The sequence below is a fragment of the Paenibacillus sp. MCAF9 genome, assembly GCF_052114265.1.
GTDB lineage: Bacteria > Bacillota > Bacilli > Paenibacillales > Paenibacillaceae > Pristimantibacillus.
In genome coordinates this window covers 85,940-111,560 of the sequence record NZ_JBFREL010000019.1, presented here as the reverse complement: position 1 = coordinate 111,560, position 25,621 = coordinate 85,940, and the positions used below count along the sequence as shown (strand labels likewise).

Here is a 25,621-nt window from a genome sequence, read left to right as displayed (position 1 = left end):
TTGCGATTTAAACTTCATAGTAGAGCGTCCTCCTGGATGATGGAATTTTTAGGGCTATGACCCGTTGCGTACTTCCATCGTACCGAGGCGCTCGTTCTTATGCAAAGCGGAAATTTAACGCTCTACAGGAATGCTAACGGGACACGATAATTCAATAACACACACATGGATGAGCAGGCCTGCAGCGCCTGCTCATTTTTTTAAGCTGACGGGCAGAATAGCGCCACAATGCGAATTGACATAAAATCATGGTAATGATTCGGAAAACAGGAGGGGAATATTATAAGAATCCATATCATTGGTGGTGCTGGAAGTGGTAAGTCGTACATATCAGCATTGTTAAGTCAAGAAATCAATATCCCACATTACGATTTAGACGATATTTTTTGGGAAAATGATGCAGATGTTTATGGCGTAAAAGCTTCGGAGGAACTGCGAGACCAAAAGCTTATAGAAATCGTAAATCAAGATTCTTGGATCGTCGAAGGTGTATACAGATCTTGGGTAGAACCAAGTTTTTCAACTGCGGATAAGATTATCGTTCTTATGCCATCTTTGTCTGTCCAAGAAGCAAGAATATGGAAACGATATGAAGAACGTGTTTCAGGAGTTGCCGTAAGCCAAAAGCGGGAGACTTTCGAAGGTGTCAGGAACCTGATTGAGTGGAATAAAAAATATAATTCGGAAAAGCTACCCCATTTTATTGAAAATTGTGAGTACAAAGAAAAGATCATTACTGTTACCGATAATTTGGATATCCTTGAGTTGTTGCGAAATTGAACTAACGGGTAACGATAGTTCAATAAAAAAACGGAAGCAGTCGATCACAATGATCGGCTGCTTCATTACACTAACGGACAGGTTTGAGCAATGAAAAAGCTGCTTGGATACTGGGGCAGTGATACGGAATAATTGCTACTGGGTCAATTTATTATATTTTCAAAAAAAGCCATGGCTGCTCCTCCCATTACATAGCCAGATGCAAGCTATATGAGAGGATCGATACCGGAGATACCTTCCTTGTACAATCGCTAAGACCTAAGTGATAATAATAAATGAATAGCAGCAAGAATTCCCATCGGATAGATGATTAGACGAGAGAATGTATTTTTAAATTCGTTGCGGGAGTGCTTTTCGAAAAATAAGTGCAGGATCGCATGGATCATGAGAAAGATGTTTATCACCCAAAACGTAATCGTCTGATATTGGCTAAAAAGTAAAGCGAGTATGATGGTATACAGGGGGAGATGGATAAGGGTGAACACTTTATAGGCTTTTGCATCATCCATATCTTGTAGAACGAAAAATAGTTTCCATTCCGATCGTAGAATTGCATCCATTTCGTGCAGGAGAAATGGAAATTTCGTGAAGTTCGTAAATAAGACGATCTAGGAAATTCACTTAAAAACTTTTGTTATGGAGGTGTCTCATGGAGGATGAATTAAATCTCATAGAGGATGAAATAAAGCGAATTAAGAATAATCAATCGAAAATAATATTCTATTTCATGCTTTCGATTGCAATAATTGGATCAATGATAATATTGCTTCTGAATATCTATCGCTTTACTTTAGCTGATATCCTCACTTCTTTTTTTTCGCCATTTATTGAGATACAGGGTTATATTATTTTCTTGATTTGTTCACTGATTGTTTTTGTGTATTTTGTCGTAAGTAAATCCTTCAATATGGCAAGAAGAGGAATACCTTTTTTGTTGAATCTAATAATTTTTTTTTTGGTGTTAATTGTTCCTTCTACCTCAATAGTTTTAGATTTAGATTATCGCTTTAATAAGGAAGAAAGAGAAGCTGTAGTTCGAATGGTATTGGATGGCACACTGAAACCGAATGTATCTGATAATGAAAAATTGATTCGTTTGCCAGAGGAATATAAGAAACTTTCCAAAGGCGGTGGTGAGATCGTGGTTCAAGGATACGGACAGAGCGATCAAATTCTTTTTTTTGCCTATCGTGGAATATTAGGTAATATGGCTGGATTTATTTATACCGCTAATGATAGCGCCCCTGATGAAATGCTTTTTGGCGGAGACTTTATGGAAGTGAAAAAACTGAATAAGAATTGGTATTCGGTTAGAGCTACGTAAAATGGATTTCATATATGTTCACGCACCAGATCATTTTCACCGATCCTCATTCAGCAGAGGCATTTCGGGTTAACGGATATATACGACTGAAACAATCGTACTCGATATAACGTTCTTAAATGTGAGGTGATAATTCATGATCAAATGGATGTTAACATTAGCGGCAGCATTAGTGCTGATAGCGGGCTGCAGTGAGAAGTCGGGCAGATCTAGTGACAATATGACTGATCCTACTACTGCTCCTGCTCCGGGGGAGACGGTTACGCCGTTAGCGAAGCCGGAGGCGTTCCCCGCTGTGTCCAACCCTTATGATGCTGACCAAGCAGCGGAGAACGGCGATGTCGTGAACGTTCATGGGGAAATGTACAATCTCGACAAGTGGAAGCTGTTTCTTGCGAATCTAGATGTTGGCGTGCCGGATCAAGTGCGTATTACGCAGTATACGATTGAAGGTGACCCGATCTTCTATGAGCTAGTCTATGACGGGGCTGAAGTTATTACGTATACGTATGACAACTCGCGTGACGGGTTCGGCAGCAATACAGGTCGTCCGAGCACGTTGTGCCGAGGCATTGAGCTCGAGGAGGACAAGGAGCTGGGCTCCCATTACAAGCTAACCGGATGCGATTCTGAAACCAGTAATACGTTCTGGTTTACGAACGTAGAGTCGGAAGCTGAGCAGGGCAGCCAATAAGAACAATATACTCTTTCTTCATTAAGCTAATGATGAGCAGGCACTGCGGTAGCCTGCTCGTTTTATTAATCTAACGGTTGTTATGCTTGACAATATACTGTGAATTCATTAAATATTTTCGATAAAAATGATTTGTTAATTTTTCGAATTCCCATAAAACCATCTATTTTCTCCACCAAGCGCTTGTCGGAAATACCTTTGAGGCTAGCATAACAGTTTCGCCGATTTTTGGAGTTGCGATATTTACCTTTTGTTCTAATGCTGCTTTCGTGACCCGTTCTATGGGTTCGGTCCAGTAGTGGAAGGCTAGCGTGAACGCTCCCCAATGAATGGGAATCAAGAGCTGTCCTCTAAGATCAAGATGAGCTTGCACCGTTTCTTCAGGCTTCATATGAATCAAAAACCTCTCGTCGTATTGCCCGCATTCCAAAATTGTCAAGTCAAACGGTCCGTAAGTTTCTCCGATTTCCTTAAAGTGGGGCCCATAGCCGCTATCTCCGCTAAAGTAGACCTTCGTTTCGCCTCCGATGATTACCCATGAACACCACAGTGTAGAATTGCGGTTAAATAGCCCTCTTCCGGAGAAATGCCTCGCCGGCATACAAGCTAACGTAAGATCATCAATCACTAGCTCTTCATACCATTGGTGCTCGGAAATTTTTTCTGAAGCAATTCCCCATTTAAGCAAATGCCGACCTACTCCTAATGGTACGATAAATCGATTAACTTTGTCCTTTAGTTTACGAATTGAAGAATAGTCCAAATGATCATAGTGGTCATGGGATAAAATAATAGCATTAATTTCGGGGAAATCCTCTGGCTGAAGTGGTAGTTTATCGCTGTATCGTTTCGCACCAACCCAAGGAATTCGAGAGCCCAGCATGGGATCAAAAAGAAGTTTTTTATTCTCTATTTCAAGTAGAAACGCCGAATGGCCAAACCAAGTTATACGTGAAGCATCAGGTATAGTAATTTCGTCTGCTAACCGAAAAGTCTCTACATCAATATTGGCTGTAGGCTTTAGTTTCGCAGTTAATAATAGAGTATCCCTTAATAAACTGAATATTTTTGTTAAACCCATCCTCATATCTGTCGGAATCTGATTTTCATATTTTTTCATGGATATCCTCTTTCGTTCCTAAATCATCTTCGCTGCCATATTCATATCAATTCTATCAGGATCATATTTTTGATAGAATTGATATGCTATGATTGCCTCCTACGTGTCGATCCTTTAGTTAAACTTTGCTTTTAAAACCTATCCAACCGATCATTTGTGTAGGGCGCGCTTTAAAGCCGTATGATAACCTATCACAATACTCTGGCTGATTTCAGCGGCAGGGAAATACTCTTCAAAGCCGTGAAAACATCCGGGATATAAATGAAACTCTGTTGGTACTCCCGCCTGCGTAAGCCTTAATACATAATCGATAGTTTCATCACGAAACGGATCTAAGTCGCCAACGCATGTGTAAGTGGGTGGAAGTCCTGACAAATCTGTTGCACGCGCTGGAGCAGCATATTGCGATACTTCACCTATTTCCCCTAAATACATTTTCCATGCCAATTGGTTTTTTGTTTTGTTCCATACTCTTTCATCTGTTATTTCATTACTTGATTTAGTCATGTTGCGATCATCAATCATGGGGTAGAGGGGCATTTGAAAAAATATAGAAGGACCCTTTCGATCTCTTGCCAAAAGGGAGACAGCAGCTGTTAGTCCACCTCCGGCACTAGGTCCGACTACTGCAATTCTAGTTGAATCAACCCCTAGTTCCTCAGCATTTTCAGAGAACCAATTGAGTGCAGCATAGCAGTCTTCGAGTGGGGCTGGAAAAGGATGTTCTGGAGCCAGTCGATAATCAACTGAAACAATGACGCAATTGATTTCGGATACTAGTTGCTGCAAAGTAGGGTCCATCATATCAGCAGATCCAAGAATATAGCCGCCACCATGAATATATAGTACACCAGGAAGGATTTCATCCTTGACTCTTGGTTCATAAATTTTGATCCGAACATCTGGATCCCCGTTTGCTCCTGGAATATGTTTCTCTGATGTTAAAACGGCATCATTAATGGGCAGAGATCCAGCTATACCAGCAAACATCTCATACATTTCGTTCCTTTTTGCAACTAAATTCTCTTGGGTATATATGACTTCCGGCATATGTGAAAAAATTTCTTTTATTTCCGGGTTTACTTTTTTCTCCACAATCCAACCATCCTTCGGTTATAGTTTTACGAAAGCGTTTCTCAATGTCCACTCTTTACTTTAATCAGGCATGTATCGTGCTCATCATTTTAAAGCTTAGGTTTATTAAACATTAATTTCCTTGCCTATTTCTCCATGCTGTTTGCCCCATTAGTTCACGTATGGTAGTCATGTACGTTTCTTCCGACGTGGTCCATCTGAGTCTGGCAGTTTCTTCTGCATCTGGACCTGCAAGAAAACGTAATTGGTCAGACTCATCGCTGACAGCAGTGTAAATCTGATCGGCAACCTGGTTCTCATCTGCATTGTCAAATGGATAGTTCATCATAGATTGCATCATGTGATCAAAATAAGGCTTGTACGATTGTGGAAAGGACGCATCTTGGGATGCGGACATGGTGTTTGACGCAAAGCTCGTCGTTCGCATGGCTCCTGGTTCCACCAGTTTGACAGAGATATTTTGCGATTCAAGCTCGTACGCTAGGGATTCCGACAATCCTTCGATTGCATGTTTTGTCGCGGTATATATTGTCAGAAGTGGATTTGACGTAAAGCCCAAATTCGAAGTGATATTTACAATGGTTCCGCCGTCTTGCCCTCGAAAATAAGGTGTAATAGCCTGAATGACGTTTATGGTACCGAAGACATTGGTTTCAAAAACCCCGCGGATAGCATTCATAGGTGTTGTTTCAAGCACCGAGAGGATACTAACGCCAGCGTTGTTTACAACGGCATCTATCTGGCCAAACCGCTCAATCCCTGCCTCAATCGCGGACGATATACTAGTAACATTTGTGACGTCGAGCTCAGTTACAAAAATTCGTTCGGGATATTCCGCTGTCAAACTATGATCGGGTTTGCGCATCGTCGCAACCACGTTCCACCCCTCATGTGCAAATTTCCTGGCTGTAGTATTTCCTAATCCAGTCGAACACCCTGTAATCAACACCGTTTTTATCATAGGACAATCTCCTTCAGATATTTTATTGTTATTCAATCTTAGAATACTCGGTTAAAGTGGCTCTAAGTCAATTCCATATAGCTACTCCTTATTGGTAAAGGATTGTAATTGACGCGTTGTAATGTCTGAATATAAAATAGGTTAGAGTAACTCTAACTACACAGGCGGTGTATGATATCATATGGGTTATACTATGAAGGAAATTTCGAAAAAAATGGGCATTACCCCCTACACTCTTCGTTTCTATGAGAAAGAAGGCGTTTTGCCAATTGCTGACCGAGACGCGAATGGGGTTCGCATGTTTAATGAACACTACATCGACTGTATTGAGACGGTACAAGCCCTGCGTTCAACAGGTTTACCACTAGCAGAAATAAAACAATATGTTGAGCTGTATAAGATGGGGGATAGTACTTTGCAACAAAGGAAGAAGTTGCTGGTACTTCAGAGAAGCAAAGTAGAGGATCAAATAACACTTTTATTAAAAACAATGGAAAAGATCAATTACAAGCTGGCTTTAATCGATGCCCAAGATAATAAGTTTGCAAAGCTGCCATAATATGAAGGTCAGTTTGAATCGTATCCTTTTTAAAGCATAGTGGAATTCATGGTACAAAGTGGAATCGACTGGATATTACAAATCCAATCGATTACTAACTGATAGAAATGATCCGGAATATGAACTAACTGAAAGCAAATCAATTAAATCAGAACATTATTTAAATTATTTTCATCTCCAACTCGTAGTTTCACCTGATAATAAATGGATTGTTGATAATGGATGGGTGTGGCACCCTGCGGGGTGTGTGACAGGTTGGAGCATTCTTGAATGGATAGAAAATCGATGGGAATCGGAAGATGGAATGAGCAAAAAAAATCTCTGGAGTGGAAAAGAGGATTGGAACGATCCATTATGTTGGGTAAGTGATAACGAGATTGGATTAGTAGGTAGAAACAATTATGATTTCATTGATGAGGATGAGCCACATGGGTGGATTTTCAGAGCGATTAATCTGGAAACAGGAAATGTAGCTAAGGAGTTTCCAATATCGTCAGGTAATATTTTTATGGATACATATTTGTTCTCTTGTTTAAAGGAAACAGGAATGAAAATATATGATATAAATAGTGGACTTGTACTGTTCGAAGACGAGAAAATAAATCCATGCAACTATCATCATAAATCAAAAGAGTTTATTGGTTTTGATAATGAAAAAATAATGATCTATAAGTTAATCGAAGAAGAATGTAAAGCAGCTAACACAGACACATCTGAGAGGCTTAGTTCGTCGGATAGCAGTAAATTAAGAGGCAGCCGATGACAACGATCTGCTGCCTCTTGATCGTAGACCTAACAGTGCTAAAAGTAAATAATAATTCATAACTGGAATTGTCCGAATGATTAGCTCAGTCCAATTCTGCGCGAGTGAATAGATCGTAAATAAGCACCTCATCCTCACAGGCGAATTTGAACGCCCATGCGAACTGTTCTAATACGGGTCCATTATTCGAGTAGGCACAGAACATGTCTGCTTCCGGGTCAAAATTGATCGTTTCCGCGAGTTCCGGCATCCGCTCATTCAAGAACACCGCCGCCAGTGAAGCCCAATCGTATCCGTTGCCTTCGAACCCCTCGTCCGCCCGGGTGTCGAATAGTTCGGTCAAATAGCTGCCGACCGTCAGAATGACAGATTTGCCGCCATTATTTTGTTTCACGATGATAAAGGGGGCCACATCCTTCGTTTCTCCTGCAGCTGACAATAACTGTGCAGCTTCTGCTTCCGCTGAAAGCTTTGCTATAACCGCACTGCGTGCCTCGTCCGTGAAGCGGAGAACCTTGTTCTCCTCAACGATAAGACCTTCCGCGATCCGCCCATCCAGCCAATCGCTGATGAAGCCAGGAGCGTACCCTCCTTGGCTGAATTCACCGCCGAAAGCGATCATTTGCTCATAGGTATCCAGATACTGCTGACGGCTGGTAGTCGGGTAAGCGTTGGTGTATAGCCAGAACTGGACATCGTACATGAGATGAGACCGCTCATCCGCATGAAATGAGAAATGGTTCTTCTCCTGGACGATCCGGGTACAGACACTGCGTATTTTGGACTCCAGCTCGTCAACCTCAGAGGCCAGACCGCAGAGTTCCGCGAGCAGTGGAGAGAATTTTCCTTCAGCCACTTTGCGCAAATCGTTCTCTTTATCTTCTTCAGTAGTGTCATAATCCTCATCATTCACCAGACCACGGATGAACGACTCGAAGTTGGGTGCCAGGAATGTGATCTCGTAATCATCTTCCTGATCGACATGAATGACTTCAGGTTCGCCGTCCTTCCCACAGCGACGGTAGTCAAGCATCACAACATCGTGCCCTGCCGAAGGGCAATCACAGATTACCACGCCGATATCCGGATAACCCCATTCTTCAATCATGAACGGACTGCCGAGATCACCGCAGATAGAGTAGCTTTTGTCGCGTCCGATCCCCATAATTCCTGTTATAGCAATATGATCCTCAGCCCAAGAGGTAGCTTCATCTGTCGGAAAGGATGTATTATGGGGAATGCCACCGTTCTGATGCTTCATCAGTGCGATGTAGGCTGCCGGTAGCTTATAGCCAAGTTCTTCTTCTACAGAAGAAATCAACTCATCTGTAGGCGGATCAGAGACATATTGTTCTCTAGCATATTTACTGTCTTCCCAGAAGCTATCGAGATCCATACCTTCAAAAGGGATCGCTCCCTGGTCTTTCTTTTGTTTGCTGAGTGTGCGCTGGGATTCAGCTTTTTGTTGTTTTTGCCATTTGCTATGGCTCCAGTCTAACAATCTGGCTGAATGCTGATCGTTAGGATCCAGCTCTAGCGCGGTGCTTAGCACGCCTGCCGCTTCCTCATACCGCTTCATATAATAGTAGGAATAGCCTACGCGAAAATGCCACAACGGATCATTTTTTCCCTGGTCAGCAATGATAGCAAACTGTTCCAGTGCTTTTTTATACAAACTCAGATTGTTATAAGCCCGACCCATGCTGCTGATCATATCGTAATCTCTGTCCGCTGGAGGAATCTTCATCAGAGTATCTACGATCTGCTGGTGTTCGTCGTCTTCGTGCCACTGCAATATCTGTGCGCTTAGCTCTTGTTCCATCGTTGCCGTCTGCCTCCTAAGTAAAATATGATTTTCTCTATTTTACCAGAGAGAAAGCTATGAATGGAAATGTTTAGCGTCAAGTCAATACGGAGTCTGCGTCGGTCTGCCCCAAAAGGGCAGTATACAGCTATAGGAAATTAGTGGTAATCTAGTTTTGTTATTTTAAAAAAGGGGAGGACGATATAGTGGCTCCAAAACATATAGTTTCTGCGGCAACAATTGTAGTTAATGAGCGTAACGAAATATTATTGATAAAAGGACCTAAACGAGGATGGGAAATGCCAGGAGGGCAGGTTGAAGAAGGTGAATCATTGAAAGATGCAGCGATAAGGGAAACAAAGGAAGAGAGCGGTATAGATATAGAAGTGACAAAGTTTTGTGGTATTTTTCAAAATGTAAGTAGTAGTATTTGTAACACTTTATTTTTAGGTAGACCGGTCGGAGGAGAATTAACAACTACCGCTGAGTCTTTAGAAGTAGGTTTTTTTCCAATCGAAACAGCATTAGAGATGGTAAGTTGGGGGAATTTCAAGCAAAGAATTGAGCTTTGCTTGAATGAAGAACTTCATCCTTTTTATGTTGAATTTTCCATTCCGCTTAATGATTGCTAGAGTGACATAAGTTTTTTCCGTCGGAACTAAGGGTAAGTATGCTTTATTGGTCGTTGAAAGAACGATCTTAGTATGACACGGTGTTACAAAGGACTTAAAGTTGGTAATCGAATAGCAAAAAGCCATCGTTTTGATCAAACTAAACGATGGCTTTTTTTCTTTTCATCAGGTCCGGTTTAAGTGGATATAAAAGATCATTGCGAGTTATAAAGTAGAAATGTCAATAACGAACCGATACCGCACATCACTTTTGAGAACACGCTCATACGATTCTTCGACTTGGTCTGCACTTATCACTTCAATCATAGGGGAAATACCGTGTTCAGCTGCGAAATCAAGCATTTCCTGTGTTTCACGAATTCCACCAACGAGTGAACCTGAAATGCTGCGACGACCCATAATTAAGGAAAATACATGATACTTATCTGGTTCGGCTGGCGCACCAACATTTACAAGTGTCCCATCAACGCGCAGTAGTGATAAATACGCATCAACATCCAGATTTGCAGACACGGTGTTTAAGATCAGATCAAAACGACCCGCTAATTCTTTAAATGTAGCAGGTTCACTTGTAGCAAAGTAATGATCTGCGCCAAATTTTAATGCTTCTTCTTTCTTATCAATAGAGCGACTCAATACTGTTATTTCAGCACCCATGGCATGAGCAAATTGGACAGCTACGTGGCCAAGACCTCCCATTCCGACAATGGCAACCTTCTTACCTGGGCCAGTATTCCAGTGTTTTAAAGGAGAGAATGTCGTAATGCCGGCACATAATAGTGGACTTGCCACATCCATATCCAGACCGTCAGGGATACGGACAACAAACCCTTCCTTTACAACGATTTTTTGGCTATATCCTCCGTATGTCGGATTACCATCATAGTCTAGACCGTTATATGTGTTGACTACACCCTTCGTACAATATTGCTCTTCTCCACTGAGACAATATTCGCATTCTCCGCAGGAATCAACAAAGCAGCCAACGCCAACGCGGTCGCCAACAACAAACTTGGTGACTTCTGTCCCTACTGCTTCTACGACTCCGGCAATTTCATGACCAGGAACCATGGGGAATATTCCGCCGCCCCATTCACCGAATGCACTGTGAATATCAGAGTGGCAAATGCCGCTAAACTTAATATCTATTAAGATATCGTTTGACCGTAAATCTCTTCGCTCAATAATGATCTTTTCAAATGGTGCTTTTGCACTTGGGACACTTAGAACACGTGTCGTAGAAATGTTTTTATGATTATTACACATAATAGATAATACAATCCTTTCTTTGATAAAATAATAAGTTGATTGAACTTATTTTAATAGCAAGATTAGCTTAATCCTTAATGTGGACTTTAAGGCAAGGACTTTTTGAAAATTATTAAAAAAGTTCTTATTTAAGATTCTCTTTGTAGTACTTCTTTTCTAATACATCGTAGTATTCTATTTTCAAATCAATTTTTATAAAAGCGTTATCCAAGTCTCGTTGTTTCTCCATCATTTTCTCTTTATGCTTTTCAAATATCTGTTTGCGTTGCGAGGCTGTGCTATCTCCTACTTTTGTTAACTCCACTATTGCACGTAACTCTGAAAGAGGGATGTCAGTTTTCCGTAAACATACAATAAGCTCTAACCATAATAAATCTGCTTCGTTAAAAATACGGTTTCCATTTTCATCCCTTTTTATAAAAGGTAAAAGACCTTCTTGTTCATAATATCGGAGTGTATGTGCAGGCAAACCTATCTTATCTGCTGCTTCTTTGATATGAATTTCCATTTGAATCCTCCATAAATCCTTATAATTATTTTGCTCTTATTAATGTGATCATCAGTTAGGTTTTATTATAGACCTTAAAGTGCACTTTAATGCAACAGCGCTTTCTCATCTTGTTCTAGTGATTTTAGAATATCGCTTGACTTAAAGTCGGCTTTAAGAGTTATTGTTGCTTTGTTTAGAAAATAGTAAAGATAAAAGGAAGGCTGGAGATGCTTTTTATGGATAAACGAAGTAATTTGCTTATATTTATATTGGCGGTAGGAGTTTTCGGTATTTTGAATACTGAAATGGGTGTTATTGGTATATTGCCTTTGATTGCTGATTATTATGATGTCAGTGTATCAAAAGCTGGATTGTTTGTGAGTCTCTTTGCACTTGTGGTTGCAATTTCTGCTCCAAGCATGCCGCTATTGTTTTCAGGAATAAATCGCAAAAAGGCAATGTTACTTGTACTTGGTGTGTTTGTTTTGGGTAACTTAGTCTCGATAATTGCATCTAACTTTACAATTGCATTAATTGCTCGTGTGATCCCAGCTATTTTTCATCCCATTTATTGTTCAATGGCATTGACAGTAGCTGCTAACTCAGTAAGCAATGAAAAAGCTCCAAAAGCTGTTTCCAAAATAATGTTGGGAGTATCTGCAGGTATGGTACTTGGTGTGCCAATTACTAGTTTTATAGCTAGTGAAACTTCGTTTGAAATGGCCATGTTATTCTTTGCTATCATTAATGCTTTAACATTCCTTGCTACATTGCTATTTGTACCATCTATGCCTGTTAAGGAAAGACTCACTTACGGATCACAGTTAAGCGTATTAAAAAATTCCATTACTTGGATTTCCATTGCCGCAGTTGTTTTTATAAATTCAGCAATATTTGGGGTTTACAGTTACCTTRCTGAGTATCTTGAAACCATTACTAATATTTCAGGAAAAACGATTAGTTTAATGTTAGTAGTATACGGTGGGGCAAATGTTATTGGAAACATTGTGGCTGGGAAGTTACTTACTAAAAATGCCATCAAAACAGTAGCAATTTTTCCTTTCACATTAGGAGCAGTTTACATCTTGTTATTCTCATTTGGACAGTTCACTGTACCTATGGCTATCATTACTTTGGTTTGGGGAATATTAGCTGGTATTGGAGGTAATATAGCTCAATATTGGATCACGTCCGCAGCTCCCAAAGCTCCTGATTTCGCTAATGGATTATTTTTATCATCTGCTAATATAGGAACAACAATTGGTACAGCTGTAGGTGGATTATTTATATCAATAATCGGTACACAATACATTGTAGTAGGGGGATTACTATCATTGATATTGGGTGCGGTGTGTATTTTGCTAAGAAACAACATATTTAGTCCTAGAAAACAAGTTTCTATAGAAGAAATTTAATCCTGATTTTCAAAAATCTATAAACAGACGATTTTTTTTTAAAAATGCCATTCGAAAGCTGATTTCTTTTTTTACATCTATGGCTTACTAGGAGAAATAATCAATAGTATACCAAACGGCCGATTCCACTTAAAAAAATGCAATCTCTCTTCGCGTTGTGCTGTGAGATGTGGGTGGGTTGACCGCCATGAGCATATGTGGAGATCCAAAGGTTCAATCAACTTTACCGAACTATCCACTTTTTATAGGAAGGTGGTCTAAGTAGAGACTTTTCGTGCTTTTACCAGCCCTATAATTTTCTTCATTCACAACTTCGTTCCATCTAGATGCTATTTGAGAAGAAGAATACTTGGTCAAAATCTAAGAAAACGTGAGCATATAAGAGAAAAGCGATTCTCCATATAGGGATGTTAGCATGGAAATGATCAAATCAAAAACATGAAATTAGAAAACCGCAAGTTACACTTTTTGGATAAAAGTAAATGAAATATAATGTCCTAGGATCGACTCACTAAATGAAAGTAAGAAATACTAGGAGAGTGACGTGAGATGAACAGTAAAGAAAGCTTTTCGAACCGGGTTGATTCATATTTGAAGTATCGCCCGAGCTATCCGAAAGAGGCTGTTGATTATTTGTACGACTACGTCGGTTTACGTTCGAACAGTAAAATAGCTGACATCGGTTCCGGTACAGGCATCTTTTCAAAACTACTTCTGGAACGCGGAAGCTATGTGATTGCGGTCGAGCCGAATCAGGCAATGCGGGTAGCCGCCGAGCAAATGTTAGAAAGCAATCCGAACTTTCAGAGTATACCAGGTTCTGCAGAATCTACTGGATTACCTGATCAGACGGTTGAGTTTATTGTCTGCTCACAAGCGTTTCACTGGTTTGATCGCTTAGCAGCGCAAACCGAGTTTTGTAGAATTCTACAGCCGGGCGGGAGAGTAATACTAATCTGGAATTCCCGTATTACAAGCGGTACTACATTTCGTGAAGAGTACGATCAACTGCTCCATACATACGGAACCGACTACGTAAAAGTTAATCATAAAAACATTTCCCAGTCGATGCTTCACTCTTTTTTCAAGGAAGGTACGATGCATGAGGTGCGATTCAGAATGAGCCAGGAGTTTGATTTCGAGGGCTTGAGAGGCCGGTTGCTATCATCTTCCTACAGTCCTGTACCTGGGCATCCCAATTACAAACCGATGATGACGGAACTGCGAAATCTATTTGCTAGGAATAATCAGGATGGTTTTGTTCTATTCGATTATGAAACTGAAATATTTTGGGGAGAAGTATAGATCAAACTTCGATTATAGAGAATCATTGTGCTAATGGGGAACGCTAAATATATTAAAACTTCTCATTAAAAGCAACTCTAGAATTATGAGGTTTAATGGGAAGTTTTATTATGAATTTAGATGAATTGTGGAGACTGTATGTAGTCGATAAGCAGATTAAGGGATTTAGTCCAAACACACTAAAAGCATACGCCTTACAGTTACAGATGCTGGTTTCTGAATTCGGCTATCCCCACGATCAGGTGCTCATTAAAGCTTGTATTTGACCCATTAATTAACGGCACTTTTTTCAAAATAATAGCCGCTGTTACTCAAATAAAGGGCAGTACAACTTAATATTGAACTTAAAAAAAGGAACATTTTATTATCGATGTGCGTCTATATTTACGTGAACAATGATCTCCAGTACAGGGAGTTAATTCCTGTTTTAACGGTCTTTTTGGAAAGGAGTGCTCGAATGAAAAATTTTGGGATTAATAGCTACCACTTTTATTTTTGATAAAAGGAGCTTTTAAGATGAAAAAGGTATTATCAGCATTTGTCATGGCATTGATTCTAATTATTACATCGTCGACTACATATGCAGCAGATACAGACTTCAAAATAAAAGTTGACGGTTTTGTTATTGCATCCGTTGTGAAACCCGAAATTAAGAACAATCGTATAATGGTGCCGTTACGTGTTATTAGTGAAAATTTGGGAGCTAAGGTCAATTGGTCAAATTCTGAAATTACACTTACTAAAAGCAAAATAAAAGTAACATTAAAACTAAACAGCAGTACAGCAGTCATAAACGGTAAAACGGTACTGCTTGATGTAAAACCATTTTTAAAAAATAATCACACAATCGTTCCACTTCGCTTTATTTCAGAAGCATTTGGCTGCACAGTCAATTACAAAAACTCCATCGTAACCGTTGATACCGAGCCATTAGTCATAGATGGTATAAAAGTGAAAGCATTGCAGCATGAATACCATATGACTATGGGTGGCGTAGAGCAACAAATCAAAGTGAATGCTTATTACGAAGCAATTTATACTATTTTTGTAGAAAACAAAGGCAGCAAGGTCGAAGCTCCAGTTGATTACTCGTGGCAGATTCAACTCGTCCAAGCTGGAGCATATTATAAAAATGCGCAATATGATTTTTTAGATCAAAAAGGGAAAAGCATCAAACGTTTTGATATTTACTCATTAATGGAATCTTATCCAGCTGGACCTTTGACAAACTCCCCAAAAGTTTTGTTGTATGACGATACGGAAAAACAATGGTATTTGTTTAGCTATACCGCAAGTCAATCTATTAATCAATTAATGGATACCGCGTCAATGAACGGTTTTCTAACGATTATCAGTAACACGGTCGCATAGACATATAAAATTCTTTTATTGTTTTACTGACGGAGAACGATAGTTGAATAATACTCAATGTTGAGCAGGTGAGTGTTAGCCTAGTATGTGTCTATCAACCATCTCTACTTCTAGTTTGAGTTCAATAACTAAAAGGAGTCTAAGAATGACAAAAACGCAACTGCTACTCGCTGTTCAACTGCTGGTTTTCGTTCTTGCCGGTTGCTCTGATAACCAGGAAGATATCACCTCAAAGAATGACCCAACCAACGTATCTGTTTCGCCTACCCAGAATATCGAAAACACCATTGATTCTGGGGAACATTCGAAATCAAGCCAACCAAATTCAATGATCGAAAACGGCATCTCCAATTTGGAATTGACCCTGCCGAAGGGATGGAGCCTGAATATGGAAGACCACTTTGGCGCATCCCTCACCGACGAGAATGGAATCAATCTCGGAAGTGTTGTCATGTACCCGTTTACTGACGATTTCAGCTTTAAAATGTATAAGCCGAACCATAGTGAAATTACAGATGAAGAAGAAATTGATACTTCCATCGGAAGCGGCAAGCTGTATACGCTTGACGCGGACAACGGTACGGCAGCCTCAGGCCTGACCGGTACGCATGACGTCTATTTCGCAGTCATACCTATTCAAGACAAAATAATATATGTATTGGAATTCACGAAGCATGATAAAGAGGCATCTACCAAAAAACAATTTATCAGTTTACTGGACGGATTGCGGTTAAAAAAGTGAATGTCAGCCAATCTGGACCTTTTGGAAATGAAGTAATCCTTTTTATAATCAGTGGACTGTAGATCTTGGATCAAAGTACATTCATTAAATATGCTAATGGAGAACATGCAACCAATATTTCATTAAACTAACGGGCAGAAGAGTGTGGTGGGCAATTTATTATCGCTCTTTCTTATGCCAGAGTAACACATTCGCTTCACCTACAATATGATGAGTCTAGAAATCTAAAGAGGTGAGTCAATGGCAGTCGTAAAAGCAAGGCAACAGGATATTAACATGTTGGCAAGGTTGCTTCGAGCTGAAGCGGAGACCGAAGGCGAAATGGGAATGCTGCTTGTTGGAAATGTTGGCATTAACCGAATAAGAGGGAATTGCTCCGATTTTAAAAATATCCGGACAATTCCCCAAATGATCAACCAGGAGCATGCGTTCGAAGCGTTGCAACATAGTTTGTACTATCAAAATGCAAGAGACAGGGAACGCCGTCTGGCGCAACGGGCAGTGAATGGGGAGCGGAATTGGCCAGCCAAATTCTCCCTATGGTATTTCCGTCCAGGATCATTCGAAAATCCCGGTCCATGTCCGCCAACTTGGTATAATCAGCCGCTCGCAGGACGTTGGAAGAAGCACTGCTTTTATGAACCGACCGGGGAAGAATGTGAAAATATCTATAATACGTTTTAGTTTTAAAAATGCAAAGAGCTCATTAGTATCTCATAACCTGACTTGTCACAGCCATGTGTCGGTTGACAACAACTTTATCTCATTAAGTGCCGCGTAAATCGCGGCTTTTTTTGTGTTTCGTAGAATAAAGTCATTGTCGTGTTAGAAATTGAACTGACGAATAACTATAGCTTAACATTAACAAAGACAAGGCTTCCGGTATGTTAAACGGCAGCCTCGTTGAGCTAACGGCCAGGATACTTGAATTTGAATCATTTGGCGAATAATATTAGAATTAATAAATTATAATTACTTAGATACTGGAGAATGTAACAATGCAAATTCGTGAGATTGAAGAAAAGGACAATCAAACAATAGAGCGAATTATTAGACGCTCGTTGGAATCGTTTAACCTAAACATTCCGGGAACAGCATATTTTGACCCTCAACTCAGCAGTCTGGCACAATATTACAAGGAACAACCAAATTCAAAGTACTGGGTTGTAGTGAATGAACAAAACGAAGTGGTAGGCGGTGTGGGGATTGCACCTTTTGGGCGGAATCCGGGAATTTGTGAATTGCAAAAGCTATACATTACACCGGAAGCTCAAGGTATGGGTCTGTCGAATGATCTTATGAAAGTAGCACTCGACTTCGCCAAGCAACACTATACACATTGTTACTTAGAAACATTGAAGAAACTTCAAGCAGCAAACCTCCTCTACATTAAATTAGGTTTCCAACAACTTGAAAAACCATTAAATGGTTCAGAGCATAATGCTACAGACGCTTGGTTTATAAAAGATTTATCGATTATGGATTAGTGCATTATCCCGAAGGTGATGTTAGCACCTGGCTGGAGATTTTTGGGACGATAGTTCAATGAACTTCCAGATTTAATTAATTTAAAATAAAAAAAGTGATTCAGCTATTGGAACACGTTAGAGTGAAAACAATGAGTAGTCTGCCGCAGCAGCTGCTCATTGTTTTTTCTGTTACTCTTCGGTTGTTTTTCATTTTGAGGAGAATCTTACTGATCATGTGGACTACCAGGAGGCTGCGAAAATTGCCTGCTGTTCAGAATATCATTTTACACGGATGTTCTCATTTCTTGCAGGCATTACTCTGTCGGAATACATCCGCCGAAGACGCTTAACTTTGGCAGCACTCGAGCTAAGCCACAGTGACATCAAGATCATCGATGCTGCGATGAAATACGGATATACTTCGCCGGATTCCTTTGCTAGGGCTTTCCAAAGCATGCATGGAATTAATCCCTCGGAAGCCCGAATCCATGGACAGTCCCTCAAAGCCTTCCCGCGGATGACGTTTCAACTGACTATCAAAGGAGGAAGTGAAATGAATTACCGTATTGAAGACAAAGAGGCTTTTCGCATCGTAGGAATCAAAAAAAGAGTGCCAATCGTATTTCAAGGGGTGAATCCGGAGATTGCAGCGATGTTTGAAGGACTCACCCCAGAAATGATTGATAAGATTAAGAGTTATTCGAATGTTCAACCGTCAGGACTAATCAGTGCATCCACGAATTTTAGTGAAGAGCGGTTTGAGGAGAAAGGAGAGCTCGATCATTACATTGGGGCGGCCACAACGAAAGATGGAGATGGCTTCGCCCAGTTGGAGGAGCAAGCCTCTACATGGGCTGTATTCACAGTTGTTGGCCCTTTTCCGAGTGCACTTCAAGAGACCTGGGGACGTATTTATTCCGAATGGTTTCCATCTGCGGAATATGAGTTAAGTGATGGGCCGGAAATGCTCTGGCATGAGCACAAAGATGTAGCATCACCGCAATTTAAAAGCGAAATATGGATACCTATTATAAAGAAATAAGCAGCGGCAGCGTTTAATGAAGTAACGGAGAACTATAATTAAATGATACAGTGATGAGCAGGTACTACGGTAGCCTGCTCGTTTCATTATTCTAACGGGCAAGATAGTGGGATTATTCCTAGGGGAAAACGTAAGATATTAATATCATTTTTGTGAAAAAAGGGGTGATTTAGTGGTTTTATTAGGAATATTTGCAGGTCTATTTTCGATTTTTTTCTTATTTTTATTAGTTTTTGGTCTTATACAATGCAAGAAAAATCACTTCATTGCAGGCTTTTACTTCTTTCTTATTATTTTATTATTGAAGATCTATGATTTTATTGCACCTTTTACAATAAGTCGACTCATTAATTCTTATGATGCGAACCGTACTACATTACCGCTTGGAATGACATTTGGAGAGATGATCACAATACTGAATATCATCCCTAGAATCATAGAAGTTGTTGCTTTTATCTTTCTAGTTGTCGGACTGTATCGAGTGTGGAAATCTAAGACACTAAAGCTATGAAACTGAGATAATTGATTGTGCTATCGGGGAGGATCGTTTATTGAATGTGCGAAATGCTTAAAATGTTAGTTGTTTACTCAGTTTGCAAGGAGCATGATCTGATCATAAAATAAGCTTTGTTTCAAGGAGGAAAAACATGGATTACACTTCACCAATTGATGCGGCGTTAAAGGTGAAACGATGGCCTAAAGCTACAATAGCGACGGGTCGTCGTCATACCGTTGGTCTTAAATCGGACGGAACGGTGACGACAGTGGGTGATAATAAATATGGCCAATGTGATGTGAGCGGCTGGAGCGATATTGTGGCGATTGCGGCAGGTAATGTTCATAGGGCAACGAACACAGGTAATGCGCATACAATCGGGCTTAAATCTGATGGCACGGTGGTTGCTGTGGGCGATAATGAATATGGCCAATGCGATGTAAGCAGCTGGCGTGGCATTAAACTGCCGGGCAATTAGTTTCAATTTTGATAATACATATAAAGTTTTAAGTCGGTGGCACGTCTGCGTGGAATGTTTCATGCACCCATGTGTGATAAAATTTGGGTATGATTATGGAGAAATATGAGAGAATGCAGGTGAGAGATTGAACTATATTTTCATTAAACGATTTGGAATATTAGTAGCAAGTCTTTGCATCTGGTTTATCATTCATACTACTTTCGTGATAATAGATGGGTTGAATGATGAATTGAAACCAGTTGACGCAGCTGTAGTATTAGGAAATAAAGTAGAAGTTAATGGACAGCCTTCTGAGCGGTTAAAAGCAAGATTAGATAAGTCCGTAGAGCTTTATAATGGGGGCTACTTTACTTTTATCATTGTAAGTGGCGGTATTGGTAAGGAAGGTTTCGATGAAGCAAAGGTTATGAAATCTTACTTAATAGATAAAGGGTTACCGGAAGATAAAATTATAGAAGATAATAATGGGTACAACTCATATATGACAGCCCAAAATACGAGCAAGATTATGGATGAATTAGAATTAGACTCTGTTATGGTTATTACTCAATATTTTCATGTATCTAGAACAAAATTAGCGTTTAGAAAAATGGATATTAAAGAAGTGTACTCAGCTCATGCCAAAGTCTTTGAGTTTAGAGATATTTACTCCTTAATACGAGAATTCCCAGCATATTATAAGTATCTCTTAAAATAATGAAATAAATAAAATGATAACCTTACCTGCATTCAAGTAGGAAGGAATCAGCTTCACAACTCGTTAAGTTAACTGGCAGATTAACGCTATAAACCTATTAGGATTAGTATGCTTAAGCAAAAAAAAGTATTCTCATGAATTCTTTGATGTAATTAAATACAAATTCCACTTCAGTTAATCCATTTTCTATACATATTTTTAATAGTATATTGAGGTAAATAAAGTGATTATTCACTTTGATAAATCCGAAATTGTTTTGTTGTTATCATTTTATGGCTTCGTAAGAATTGCAAAACCATCGAAATATGGGAGTTTAAAACAGATGTTGTGCCGTAGTTAGTTTTATGAAAGGAAGGTATAGGGGTGAGTATTTATTACGCTTCAAGCAAAGAGGATATCACTAAGGATGCACTCCAAGAGTTATTTCTTTCGGTAGAATGGGAGTCTGGCAAGTATCCAAACGAGCTTTTACAAGCAATCGGAGGGTCTCATTCAATTGTTACCGCTTGGGAAGAAGGAAAGCTTGTCGGTTTAATAAATGCTTTGTCAGATGGTGTTTTAACGGTATATTTTCATTATATGCTTATTCATCCGAGTTATCAGAGTATAGGTATAGGTAAGGAAATGATGAATATAATGCTTGATAGATATAAAGGGTGTAAAACAAAAGTATTAATTTCTTATCCTCATGCAGTGGATTTCTATAATAAATTTGGCTTTAATACAGAGGATGGAGCTACACCAATGTTTATCTCAGAGTTGATATGATTGAAATAACAGTGAACATTAGTTCAATAATTAAAGGGCTGGCCGTGAGGTAGCCCTTTGTTCAACTAACGGACAGAATAGTTTAATTACTTCACGAATACTTTAAGTATGGAGAATATGCATAGTTTGTACAAGAGACGTTATATGAAAGGAAAGTAATATTTAAACTAAGGAGCGAATATGTGTGATCATTCAATCTATCACAATTTTATGGGACAAAAAGGTCAGAGGAGCTCCATACTCTACTTTGAGAAATAGATTTAGCAAGTCGTTCTCGATTCCAGATAAGCTGATAAATTATATTGGAAGCACCACAATTCCTTTTCAKGAAATACTAATTATTCAAAATAAAAATGGATTTGAAATTGAAAGTAATAAAGTCGAGTATCTTGACTCACATCGAAATGATTGGAAGATAGCTAGTACTGAAATACAAAACAAGGATGACGAACTACAAGTATATTTTAAGTATTCTGATTCTTGTGGCAAGCCTGTTCGTTATGATTCAAGATATCATTACTTATCTGAAAAGGCGTTTATACTTCAAAGTAGTGAATATGGAAGGATTACCTATAACGGTAGATTAGTACACAATGATACAGGAGATTGGATTTATCAGTTAAAGATATTGAACATTTATAATGGTCATAGTGATGACAATGAGGCTTTAACAAAGATATCACCTTCGAAAGATTATAAACAAATAGAAGTGCTTTTTTAGTATTTTACGAAGGCATTCCTATCATATAACACCATGTTCATGCTTCGAGCCATTCGGCTCTCGGACCGGTAAATTTAGAAGTTGATTCGAAGATGACATTGGCAGTAGCAGGGAATTGGAATCAGACGAACATACCCTCACCGCATTACGATCGAACCATTGAGCTAACGGACACGTTAGTTCAATGAAATAGCGACAGTCTAGGACTCTTTGTTTTCTCGTCCTTGGCTGTCGCTATTTCAATTTCTAAGTTCAGACCAAAACTTATTTACGGAGTCTTTCGATATGACAACTCGCAAAATCTTGTGGAATAAAGACATCCAGTATAATACTTTATGTTCTTTTTACATATCGAATCATGACTGCTTTTTCTTACCATGGAATTGAAAATTTATGACGCGTGCTTTTCCAATTCAACGTACCTGTCACGACTAGAGCAGCGAAATAAAGAAACATGGAACAGATAATTGAAATGATTACGCACCATAACTGCGGCATACCGTGGCTGACTAGCTGGTTATAGGTCAAGTGTCCGCAGATTGCCATTAGCATCATGCAGATCCCAACCTTGATATAAGGACGAATGCTCCCATAAAATCCGATCGAACTCGAGATGGAAAAAAAGTTCAATAGCGTTTGTATCAATATGCCAATACCGATGCCGAACGCAACACCAACGATTCCTAATTGACTGCCTAACACGAAGACCGAGACACCCTTAAATACAGTGGCTATTACGTAATTCCATAGAGCTGCTTTCGCGCGACCGAGGCCAAGTAGAATCGCATGAAGTGGAGCATCGAAATAATGTAGAAAAAACATAGGTGCAAGTATTTTTAGAAGTAATCCTGCTTCAGGCGCATTATAGACTTGTGTCGTTAGTGGAGTTGCCCATTCGTACAGGATAACGGTCGCTGGCGCGCCGATCAGAAGTCCCAGTATCATAGCCTGATTCATCCGCTCATGTATGAGCAAACTATTCTTGTTCACCGTGGCCTCACCAATCGCGGGAATAAGAGCTGTGGATAAGGATTGCGTGATAAAGCTTGGCATGAATAATAGCGGAAACACATAGCCGGCCAGCAGACCGAATTGCTTCGTGGCTAAAGCTGTGCCGATGCCGTACAGGCCCAGGCTGGTAGTAATAAGAAGCGGCTGGAAGGCGTTGTATAACGAATGAATGATACCATGACCAGTCGTCGGAAGTCCGATTTGCAGCAGCTCGGCGAGTGTGCTTCTTCCTTGTTTCAGATGGCTCGCCCAAGTCTCGCCCGAAACCTTCGATTCACCATATAGCTTGTAGCTTGTCATCAGAAATAAGAGGCTTATCGCTTCGCTTACGACAGAGGCAGCCATTGCACCAGCAGCTGCATAAGCAATTCCGTAAGGCAGCAATAGGTGTACCAACGCTAACACACAAGCGATTTGAACCGTATGCTCCAGCACATCGGAAGCTGCAATGGTCTTCATCTGCTGCATGCCCCGAAAATACCCCTTTAATACGGCGGAGACTGCGATAATCGGTGCGATCGGTGTAATCGCTAGCATGGCGTAATAAGCCCGCTGGTCGCTTAACAAAATAGACGCGATCCACTCTGATCCAAGTAACGATATGGTCGTGAGCGCTACGCTCAAAACGCCCGTAACAGCGAGCGAGACATACAGAATGCGCCTCACTTTCATTCGTTCGCCGCGAGCCTGGGCCTCTGCGACCAACTTGGAAATTGCCACCGGTAATCCAAGCTCCGTAATCGTAATGACGAGCGGAACAAGCGGATGCGCCATCATCAAGATGCCGATTCCTTCTGCACCCAGTACGCGAGCTATATACATGCCGCTGATAAAACCGAGAATACGATTGATGAAAGCAGCAACAGACAAAACCAGAGTACCTCTCATAAACGATTGCCCGAGTTGTGACATGACTTGTGTCCTCCTGTTAATCGAATACATAAATGTATTCAAAAAATTGAAAAGCATGCGAACAAGCTCAAGACGCTAGCTAGGCGCCAGCGGTGTCATAAGAAAATAAATTCTTAGGCAGACGATGCTTTATTAAGCTAACGGGTAAATAATCACCAGGACGAGGCTGCCGGAATAAATCGGCAGCCTCGTTGAGCTAACGGGCAGTTTATCAGGGTGGACAAGAAAAGTGAGCTGTAAAATCAGTCTCGGGAATGGTTACCATGGTTACCACTTCATGGTTACGTGCTAAATAAGCGTCTTACAAAATTGTAAGGTAGATGTAAGGCAAAGCGATAGCTTAGGCCAGTTTAGCAGGATAATATCGGAATAAAAAAATAGAAATTTTTTAAAGGGAGAATCGAGATTAGGCTGTTTGAACTGTTGCTTTTTTTGTCAAACATCGGCTTGTTTGCATTAACAGTCCTCTTAAAAAAAGGACGGCGTAAAATTTCAGTATTCGTTGCAAGCGGAATCGCCGCACTTTTACTGGTCATTCATTGGACGGTGGAAGGATACAGAGTTCAGCTATTTTTCCTATATTGCATAACGATCATTTTTTTAGCCATTTCAGGTTATAGCTATTTTTAAAAAAACGGCCCAAAAAAAATCCCGCGATTCATGTTGGGTTCAGCTAATACCGCTATAGCGCTAATGCTGGTCGTAACAGCGGGTCTCATGTATGTATTTCCTGTATTTAAACTGCCTGAACCGACAGGCGAATTTAAGGTAGGAACGCAAACTTATCATTTTGTGGATACAGAGAGGGAAGAGATTTTTGACGAAGCCAGTGATGGTAAGAGAGAATTGATGGTTCAGGTATGGTATCCGGCTCAAGCTGGCACCGGCCAGTACGCTCCCTTTATTCCTGATCCCCAGATTTTACGTTATATGGCTGGGAACTATGGCCTTCCCGGGTTTACTCTTCAACACCTTACTACGTATCCAGTCATGCTTATTCGGGGGCCGAAGTTTCTTCGGCACAGACTTCATACCCGCTGATCCTCATTTGCAACCGAGTTTCCAGATGGTCGAATCACGACCAGCACAACCAACGACTTATTCTCGCCAGACCATGATTACCGGACGGAAAGCGGAAATCGCGACAAATTGGGAAAAGTTTTAACGGACGATGTGGCGTTTACGCTGGACCAATTCGAGCTCATCCAATCGGGGAAGATTCCAAGTCATCTAAAAGGGAGGATTGATCTCGGACATGTAGGGGTGTTCGGTCATTCCATCGGAGGAGCGACGGCCTATGACGCTTCTTACGATCCACGAATCACGGTTGGAATAGACTTGGATGGAGCGCTTTATCGACTGCGTGAGAGAGAGGGTCTGCGTAAGTCGTAGCATTTGAATTTTACCGAGGTACAGTTCATTTCTCCGATTTTTAAAATGCTGGGAGTTACAGGAAAGATTGCGCCCGAAAGAGTGAACTCCGTTATCAATGCCTATATGCTGAATTTCTTCGATAGTTCGTAACCTCGCTGCTGTAATTCCGATATCAGGTCTTATATTAAGCATTAAGGGCTTCCACATGGCAGCCCTACGCTACGTTAATGGGCAGTAAGGACCAATAAATAGGAAAATACATATGATCATTTTTCTCTTTTTTTGGATTATAAATTCAGAGTATCATTGACTAGATAAATGGTCAG

General features: G+C 40.2%; 23 protein-coding genes and 3 pseudogenes. 18 read left to right on the top strand and 8 right to left on the bottom strand.

The window, feature by feature from the left end; genetic code table 11:
- The first annotated feature begins 336 nt into the window (after positions 1–336).
- Positions 337–780, top strand: a complete 444-nt coding sequence (locus AB4Z45_RS23305; RefSeq protein WP_441911921.1) for a hypothetical protein — start codon at positions 337–339, stop codon at positions 778–780.
- Between the two features lie 251 nt (positions 781–1,031).
- On the opposite strand, the gene AB4Z45_RS23300 is transcribed toward AB4Z45_RS23305, so the two are convergent.
- A complete protein-coding gene (locus tag AB4Z45_RS23300; protein WP_441911925.1) occupies positions 1,032–1,349 on the bottom strand; it encodes a DUF6713 family protein in 318 nt (105 codons plus the stop codon).
- Positions 1,350–1,429: 80 nt separating this feature from the next.
- On the opposite strand from AB4Z45_RS23300, the gene AB4Z45_RS23295 reads away from it, so the two are divergent.
- Both AB4Z45_RS23295 and AB4Z45_RS23290 read left to right on the top strand, forming a co-directional pair.
- Positions 1,430–2,104 (top strand): hypothetical protein, encoded by a 675-nt coding sequence (locus tag AB4Z45_RS23295; protein WP_441911919.1) that lies wholly within the window; start codon positions 1,430–1,432, stop codon positions 2,102–2,104.
- Between the two features lie 136 nt (positions 2,105–2,240).
- Positions 2,241–2,798: a DUF4362 domain-containing protein gene (locus AB4Z45_RS23290; RefSeq protein ID WP_441911918.1), complete on the top strand. Its 558-nt coding sequence runs from the start codon at positions 2,241–2,243 to the stop codon at positions 2,796–2,798.
- Between the two features lie 163 nt (positions 2,799–2,961).
- On the opposite strand, the gene AB4Z45_RS23285 is transcribed toward AB4Z45_RS23290, so the two are convergent.
- The 3 genes from AB4Z45_RS23285 to AB4Z45_RS23275 form a co-directional block, all read right to left on the bottom strand.
- The gene (locus tag AB4Z45_RS23285) at positions 2,962–3,918 is read right to left on the bottom strand and encodes an MBL fold metallo-hydrolase (RefSeq protein ID WP_441911917.1); all 957 of its coding nucleotides are present in this window, start codon (positions 3,916–3,918) and stop codon (positions 2,962–2,964) included.
- A gap of 150 nt (positions 3,919–4,068) precedes the next feature.
- Positions 4,069–5,013 carry an alpha/beta hydrolase gene (locus tag AB4Z45_RS23280; RefSeq protein WP_441911916.1) on the bottom strand — a complete coding sequence of 315 codons (945 nt, stop codon included), beginning with the start codon at positions 5,011–5,013 and terminating at the stop codon, positions 4,069–4,071.
- Positions 5,014–5,125: 112 nt separating this feature from the next.
- Positions 5,126–5,974, bottom strand: coding sequence for an SDR family oxidoreductase (locus AB4Z45_RS23275; protein WP_441911914.1), 849 nt, complete (start codon positions 5,972–5,974; stop codon positions 5,126–5,128).
- Between the two features lie 181 nt (positions 5,975–6,155).
- Here AB4Z45_RS23275 and AB4Z45_RS23270 point away from each other — a divergent pair, with 181 nt between their 5' ends.
- The gene (locus tag AB4Z45_RS23270; protein ID WP_441911912.1) at positions 6,156–6,533 is read left to right on the top strand and encodes a MerR family transcriptional regulator; all 378 of its coding nucleotides are present in this window, start codon (positions 6,156–6,158) and stop codon (positions 6,531–6,533) included.
- 58 nt (positions 6,534–6,591) lie between these two features.
- Positions 6,592–7,296: a hypothetical protein gene (locus AB4Z45_RS23265; protein ID WP_441911911.1), complete on the top strand. Its 705-nt coding sequence runs from the start codon at positions 6,592–6,594 to the stop codon at positions 7,294–7,296.
- Positions 7,297–7,381: 85 nt separating this feature from the next.
- On the opposite strand, the gene AB4Z45_RS23260 is transcribed toward AB4Z45_RS23265, so the two are convergent.
- Positions 7,382–8,911, bottom strand: a complete 1,530-nt coding sequence (locus AB4Z45_RS23260) for an Imm51 family immunity protein (protein ID WP_441911909.1) — start codon at positions 8,909–8,911, stop codon at positions 7,382–7,384.
- A 392-nt stretch (positions 8,912–9,303) separates the two neighbouring features.
- On the opposite strand from AB4Z45_RS23260, the gene AB4Z45_RS23255 reads away from it, so the two are divergent.
- Positions 9,304–9,732, top strand: a complete 429-nt coding sequence (locus AB4Z45_RS23255) for an NUDIX hydrolase (protein WP_441911923.1) — start codon at positions 9,304–9,306, stop codon at positions 9,730–9,732.
- Between the two features lie 204 nt (positions 9,733–9,936).
- Here AB4Z45_RS23255 and AB4Z45_RS23250 read toward each other — a convergent pair whose 3' ends face one another.
- Both AB4Z45_RS23250 and AB4Z45_RS23245 read right to left on the bottom strand, forming a co-directional pair.
- The gene (locus AB4Z45_RS23250; protein ID WP_441911907.1) at positions 9,937–10,998 is read right to left on the bottom strand and encodes an NAD(P)-dependent alcohol dehydrogenase; all 1,062 of its coding nucleotides are present in this window, start codon (positions 10,996–10,998) and stop codon (positions 9,937–9,939) included.
- A gap of 127 nt (positions 10,999–11,125) precedes the next feature.
- On the bottom strand, positions 11,126–11,509 hold the full coding sequence (locus AB4Z45_RS23245; protein ID WP_441911906.1) for a MerR family transcriptional regulator: 384 nt from the start codon (positions 11,507–11,509) through the stop codon (positions 11,126–11,128).
- A gap of 218 nt (positions 11,510–11,727) precedes the next feature.
- Here AB4Z45_RS23245 and AB4Z45_RS23240 point away from each other — a divergent pair, with 218 nt between their 5' ends.
- From AB4Z45_RS23240 to AB4Z45_RS23190, 11 genes and pseudogenes are all read left to right on the top strand, one after another.
- The gene (locus tag AB4Z45_RS23240) at positions 11,728–12,906 is read left to right on the top strand and encodes an MFS transporter (protein WP_441911904.1); all 1,179 of its coding nucleotides are present in this window, start codon (positions 11,728–11,730) and stop codon (positions 12,904–12,906) included.
- A 549-nt stretch (positions 12,907–13,455) separates the two neighbouring features.
- Positions 13,456–14,211, top strand: coding sequence for a class I SAM-dependent methyltransferase (locus tag AB4Z45_RS23235; RefSeq protein ID WP_441911903.1), 756 nt, complete (start codon positions 13,456–13,458; stop codon positions 14,209–14,211).
- Positions 14,212–14,727: 516 nt separating this feature from the next.
- A complete protein-coding gene (locus tag AB4Z45_RS23230) occupies positions 14,728–15,582 on the top strand; it encodes a copper amine oxidase N-terminal domain-containing protein (protein ID WP_441911901.1) in 855 nt (284 codons plus the stop codon).
- A gap of 145 nt (positions 15,583–15,727) precedes the next feature.
- A complete protein-coding gene (locus tag AB4Z45_RS23225; protein WP_441911899.1) occupies positions 15,728–16,324 on the top strand; it encodes a hypothetical protein in 597 nt (198 codons plus the stop codon).
- 240 nt (positions 16,325–16,564) lie between these two features.
- Entirely contained in the window at positions 16,565–17,008 is a 444-nt protein-coding gene (locus AB4Z45_RS23220) for a cell wall hydrolase (protein ID WP_441911897.1), read from the top strand.
- A gap of 314 nt (positions 17,009–17,322) precedes the next feature.
- Positions 17,323–17,811, top strand: coding sequence for a GNAT family N-acetyltransferase (locus AB4Z45_RS23215; RefSeq protein WP_441911895.1), 489 nt, complete (start codon positions 17,323–17,325; stop codon positions 17,809–17,811).
- A gap of 190 nt (positions 17,812–18,001) precedes the next feature.
- A pseudogene (locus AB4Z45_RS23210) lies at positions 18,002–18,835 on the top strand (AraC family transcriptional regulator); the annotation flags it as partial.
- Positions 18,836–19,482: 647 nt separating this feature from the next.
- Positions 19,483–19,791, top strand: a pseudogene (locus tag AB4Z45_RS23205) (RCC1 domain-containing protein); the annotation flags it as partial.
- Between the two features lie 145 nt (positions 19,792–19,936).
- On the top strand, positions 19,937–20,509 hold the full coding sequence (locus tag AB4Z45_RS23200) for a YdcF family protein (protein WP_441911893.1): 573 nt from the start codon (positions 19,937–19,939) through the stop codon (positions 20,507–20,509).
- Positions 20,510–20,872: 363 nt separating this feature from the next.
- Positions 20,873–21,277 (top strand): GNAT family N-acetyltransferase, encoded by a 405-nt coding sequence (locus AB4Z45_RS23195; RefSeq protein ID WP_339208350.1) that lies wholly within the window; start codon positions 20,873–20,875, stop codon positions 21,275–21,277.
- A 184-nt stretch (positions 21,278–21,461) separates the two neighbouring features.
- Positions 21,462–21,998, top strand: coding sequence for a hypothetical protein (locus AB4Z45_RS23190; RefSeq protein WP_441911891.1), 537 nt, complete (start codon positions 21,462–21,464; stop codon positions 21,996–21,998).
- A 372-nt stretch (positions 21,999–22,370) separates the two neighbouring features.
- Here AB4Z45_RS23190 and spoVB read toward each other — a convergent pair whose 3' ends face one another.
- A complete protein-coding gene (gene spoVB / locus AB4Z45_RS23185; protein WP_441911889.1) occupies positions 22,371–23,921 on the bottom strand; it encodes a stage V sporulation protein B in 1,551 nt (516 codons plus the stop codon).
- A gap of 405 nt (positions 23,922–24,326) precedes the next feature.
- On the opposite strand from spoVB, the pseudogene AB4Z45_RS23180 reads away from it, so the two are divergent.
- A pseudogene (locus tag AB4Z45_RS23180) lies at positions 24,327–25,436 on the top strand (alpha/beta hydrolase); the annotation flags it as partial.
- Positions 25,437–25,621: the final 185 nt, after the last annotated feature.

Coding starts and splice junctions, on each gene's coding strand:
- AB4Z45_RS23290 (WP_441911918.1), top strand. CDS start 2,241: ATGATCAAATGGATGTTAACATTAGCGGCAGCATTAGTGCTGATAGCG.
- spoVB (WP_441911889.1), bottom strand. CDS start 23,921: ATGTCACAACTCGGGCAATCGTTTATGAGAGGTACTCTGGTTTTGTCT.
- AB4Z45_RS23295 (WP_441911919.1), top strand. CDS start 1,430: ATGGAGGATGAATTAAATCTCATAGAGGATGAAATAAAGCGAATTAAG.
- AB4Z45_RS23285 (WP_441911917.1), bottom strand. CDS start 3,918: ATGAAAAAATATGAAAATCAGATTCCGACAGATATGAGGATGGGTTTA.
- AB4Z45_RS23235 (WP_441911903.1), top strand. CDS start 13,456: ATGAACAGTAAAGAAAGCTTTTCGAACCGGGTTGATTCATATTTGAAG.
- AB4Z45_RS23220 (WP_441911897.1), top strand. CDS start 16,565: ATGGCAGTCGTAAAAGCAAGGCAACAGGATATTAACATGTTGGCAAGG.
- AB4Z45_RS23225 (WP_441911899.1), top strand. CDS start 15,728: ATGACAAAAACGCAACTGCTACTCGCTGTTCAACTGCTGGTTTTCGTT.
- AB4Z45_RS23215 (WP_441911895.1), top strand. CDS start 17,323: ATGCAAATTCGTGAGATTGAAGAAAAGGACAATCAAACAATAGAGCGA.
- AB4Z45_RS23275 (WP_441911914.1), bottom strand. CDS start 5,974: ATGATAAAAACGGTGTTGATTACAGGGTGTTCGACTGGATTAGGAAAT.
- AB4Z45_RS23230 (WP_441911901.1), top strand. CDS start 14,728: ATGAAAAAGGTATTATCAGCATTTGTCATGGCATTGATTCTAATTATT.
- AB4Z45_RS23270 (WP_441911912.1), top strand. CDS start 6,156: ATGGGTTATACTATGAAGGAAATTTCGAAAAAAATGGGCATTACCCCC.
- AB4Z45_RS23250 (WP_441911907.1), bottom strand. CDS start 10,998: ATGTGTAATAATCATAAAAACATTTCTACGACACGTGTTCTAAGTGTC.
- AB4Z45_RS23245 (WP_441911906.1), bottom strand. CDS start 11,509: ATGGAAATTCATATCAAAGAAGCAGCAGATAAGATAGGTTTGCCTGCA.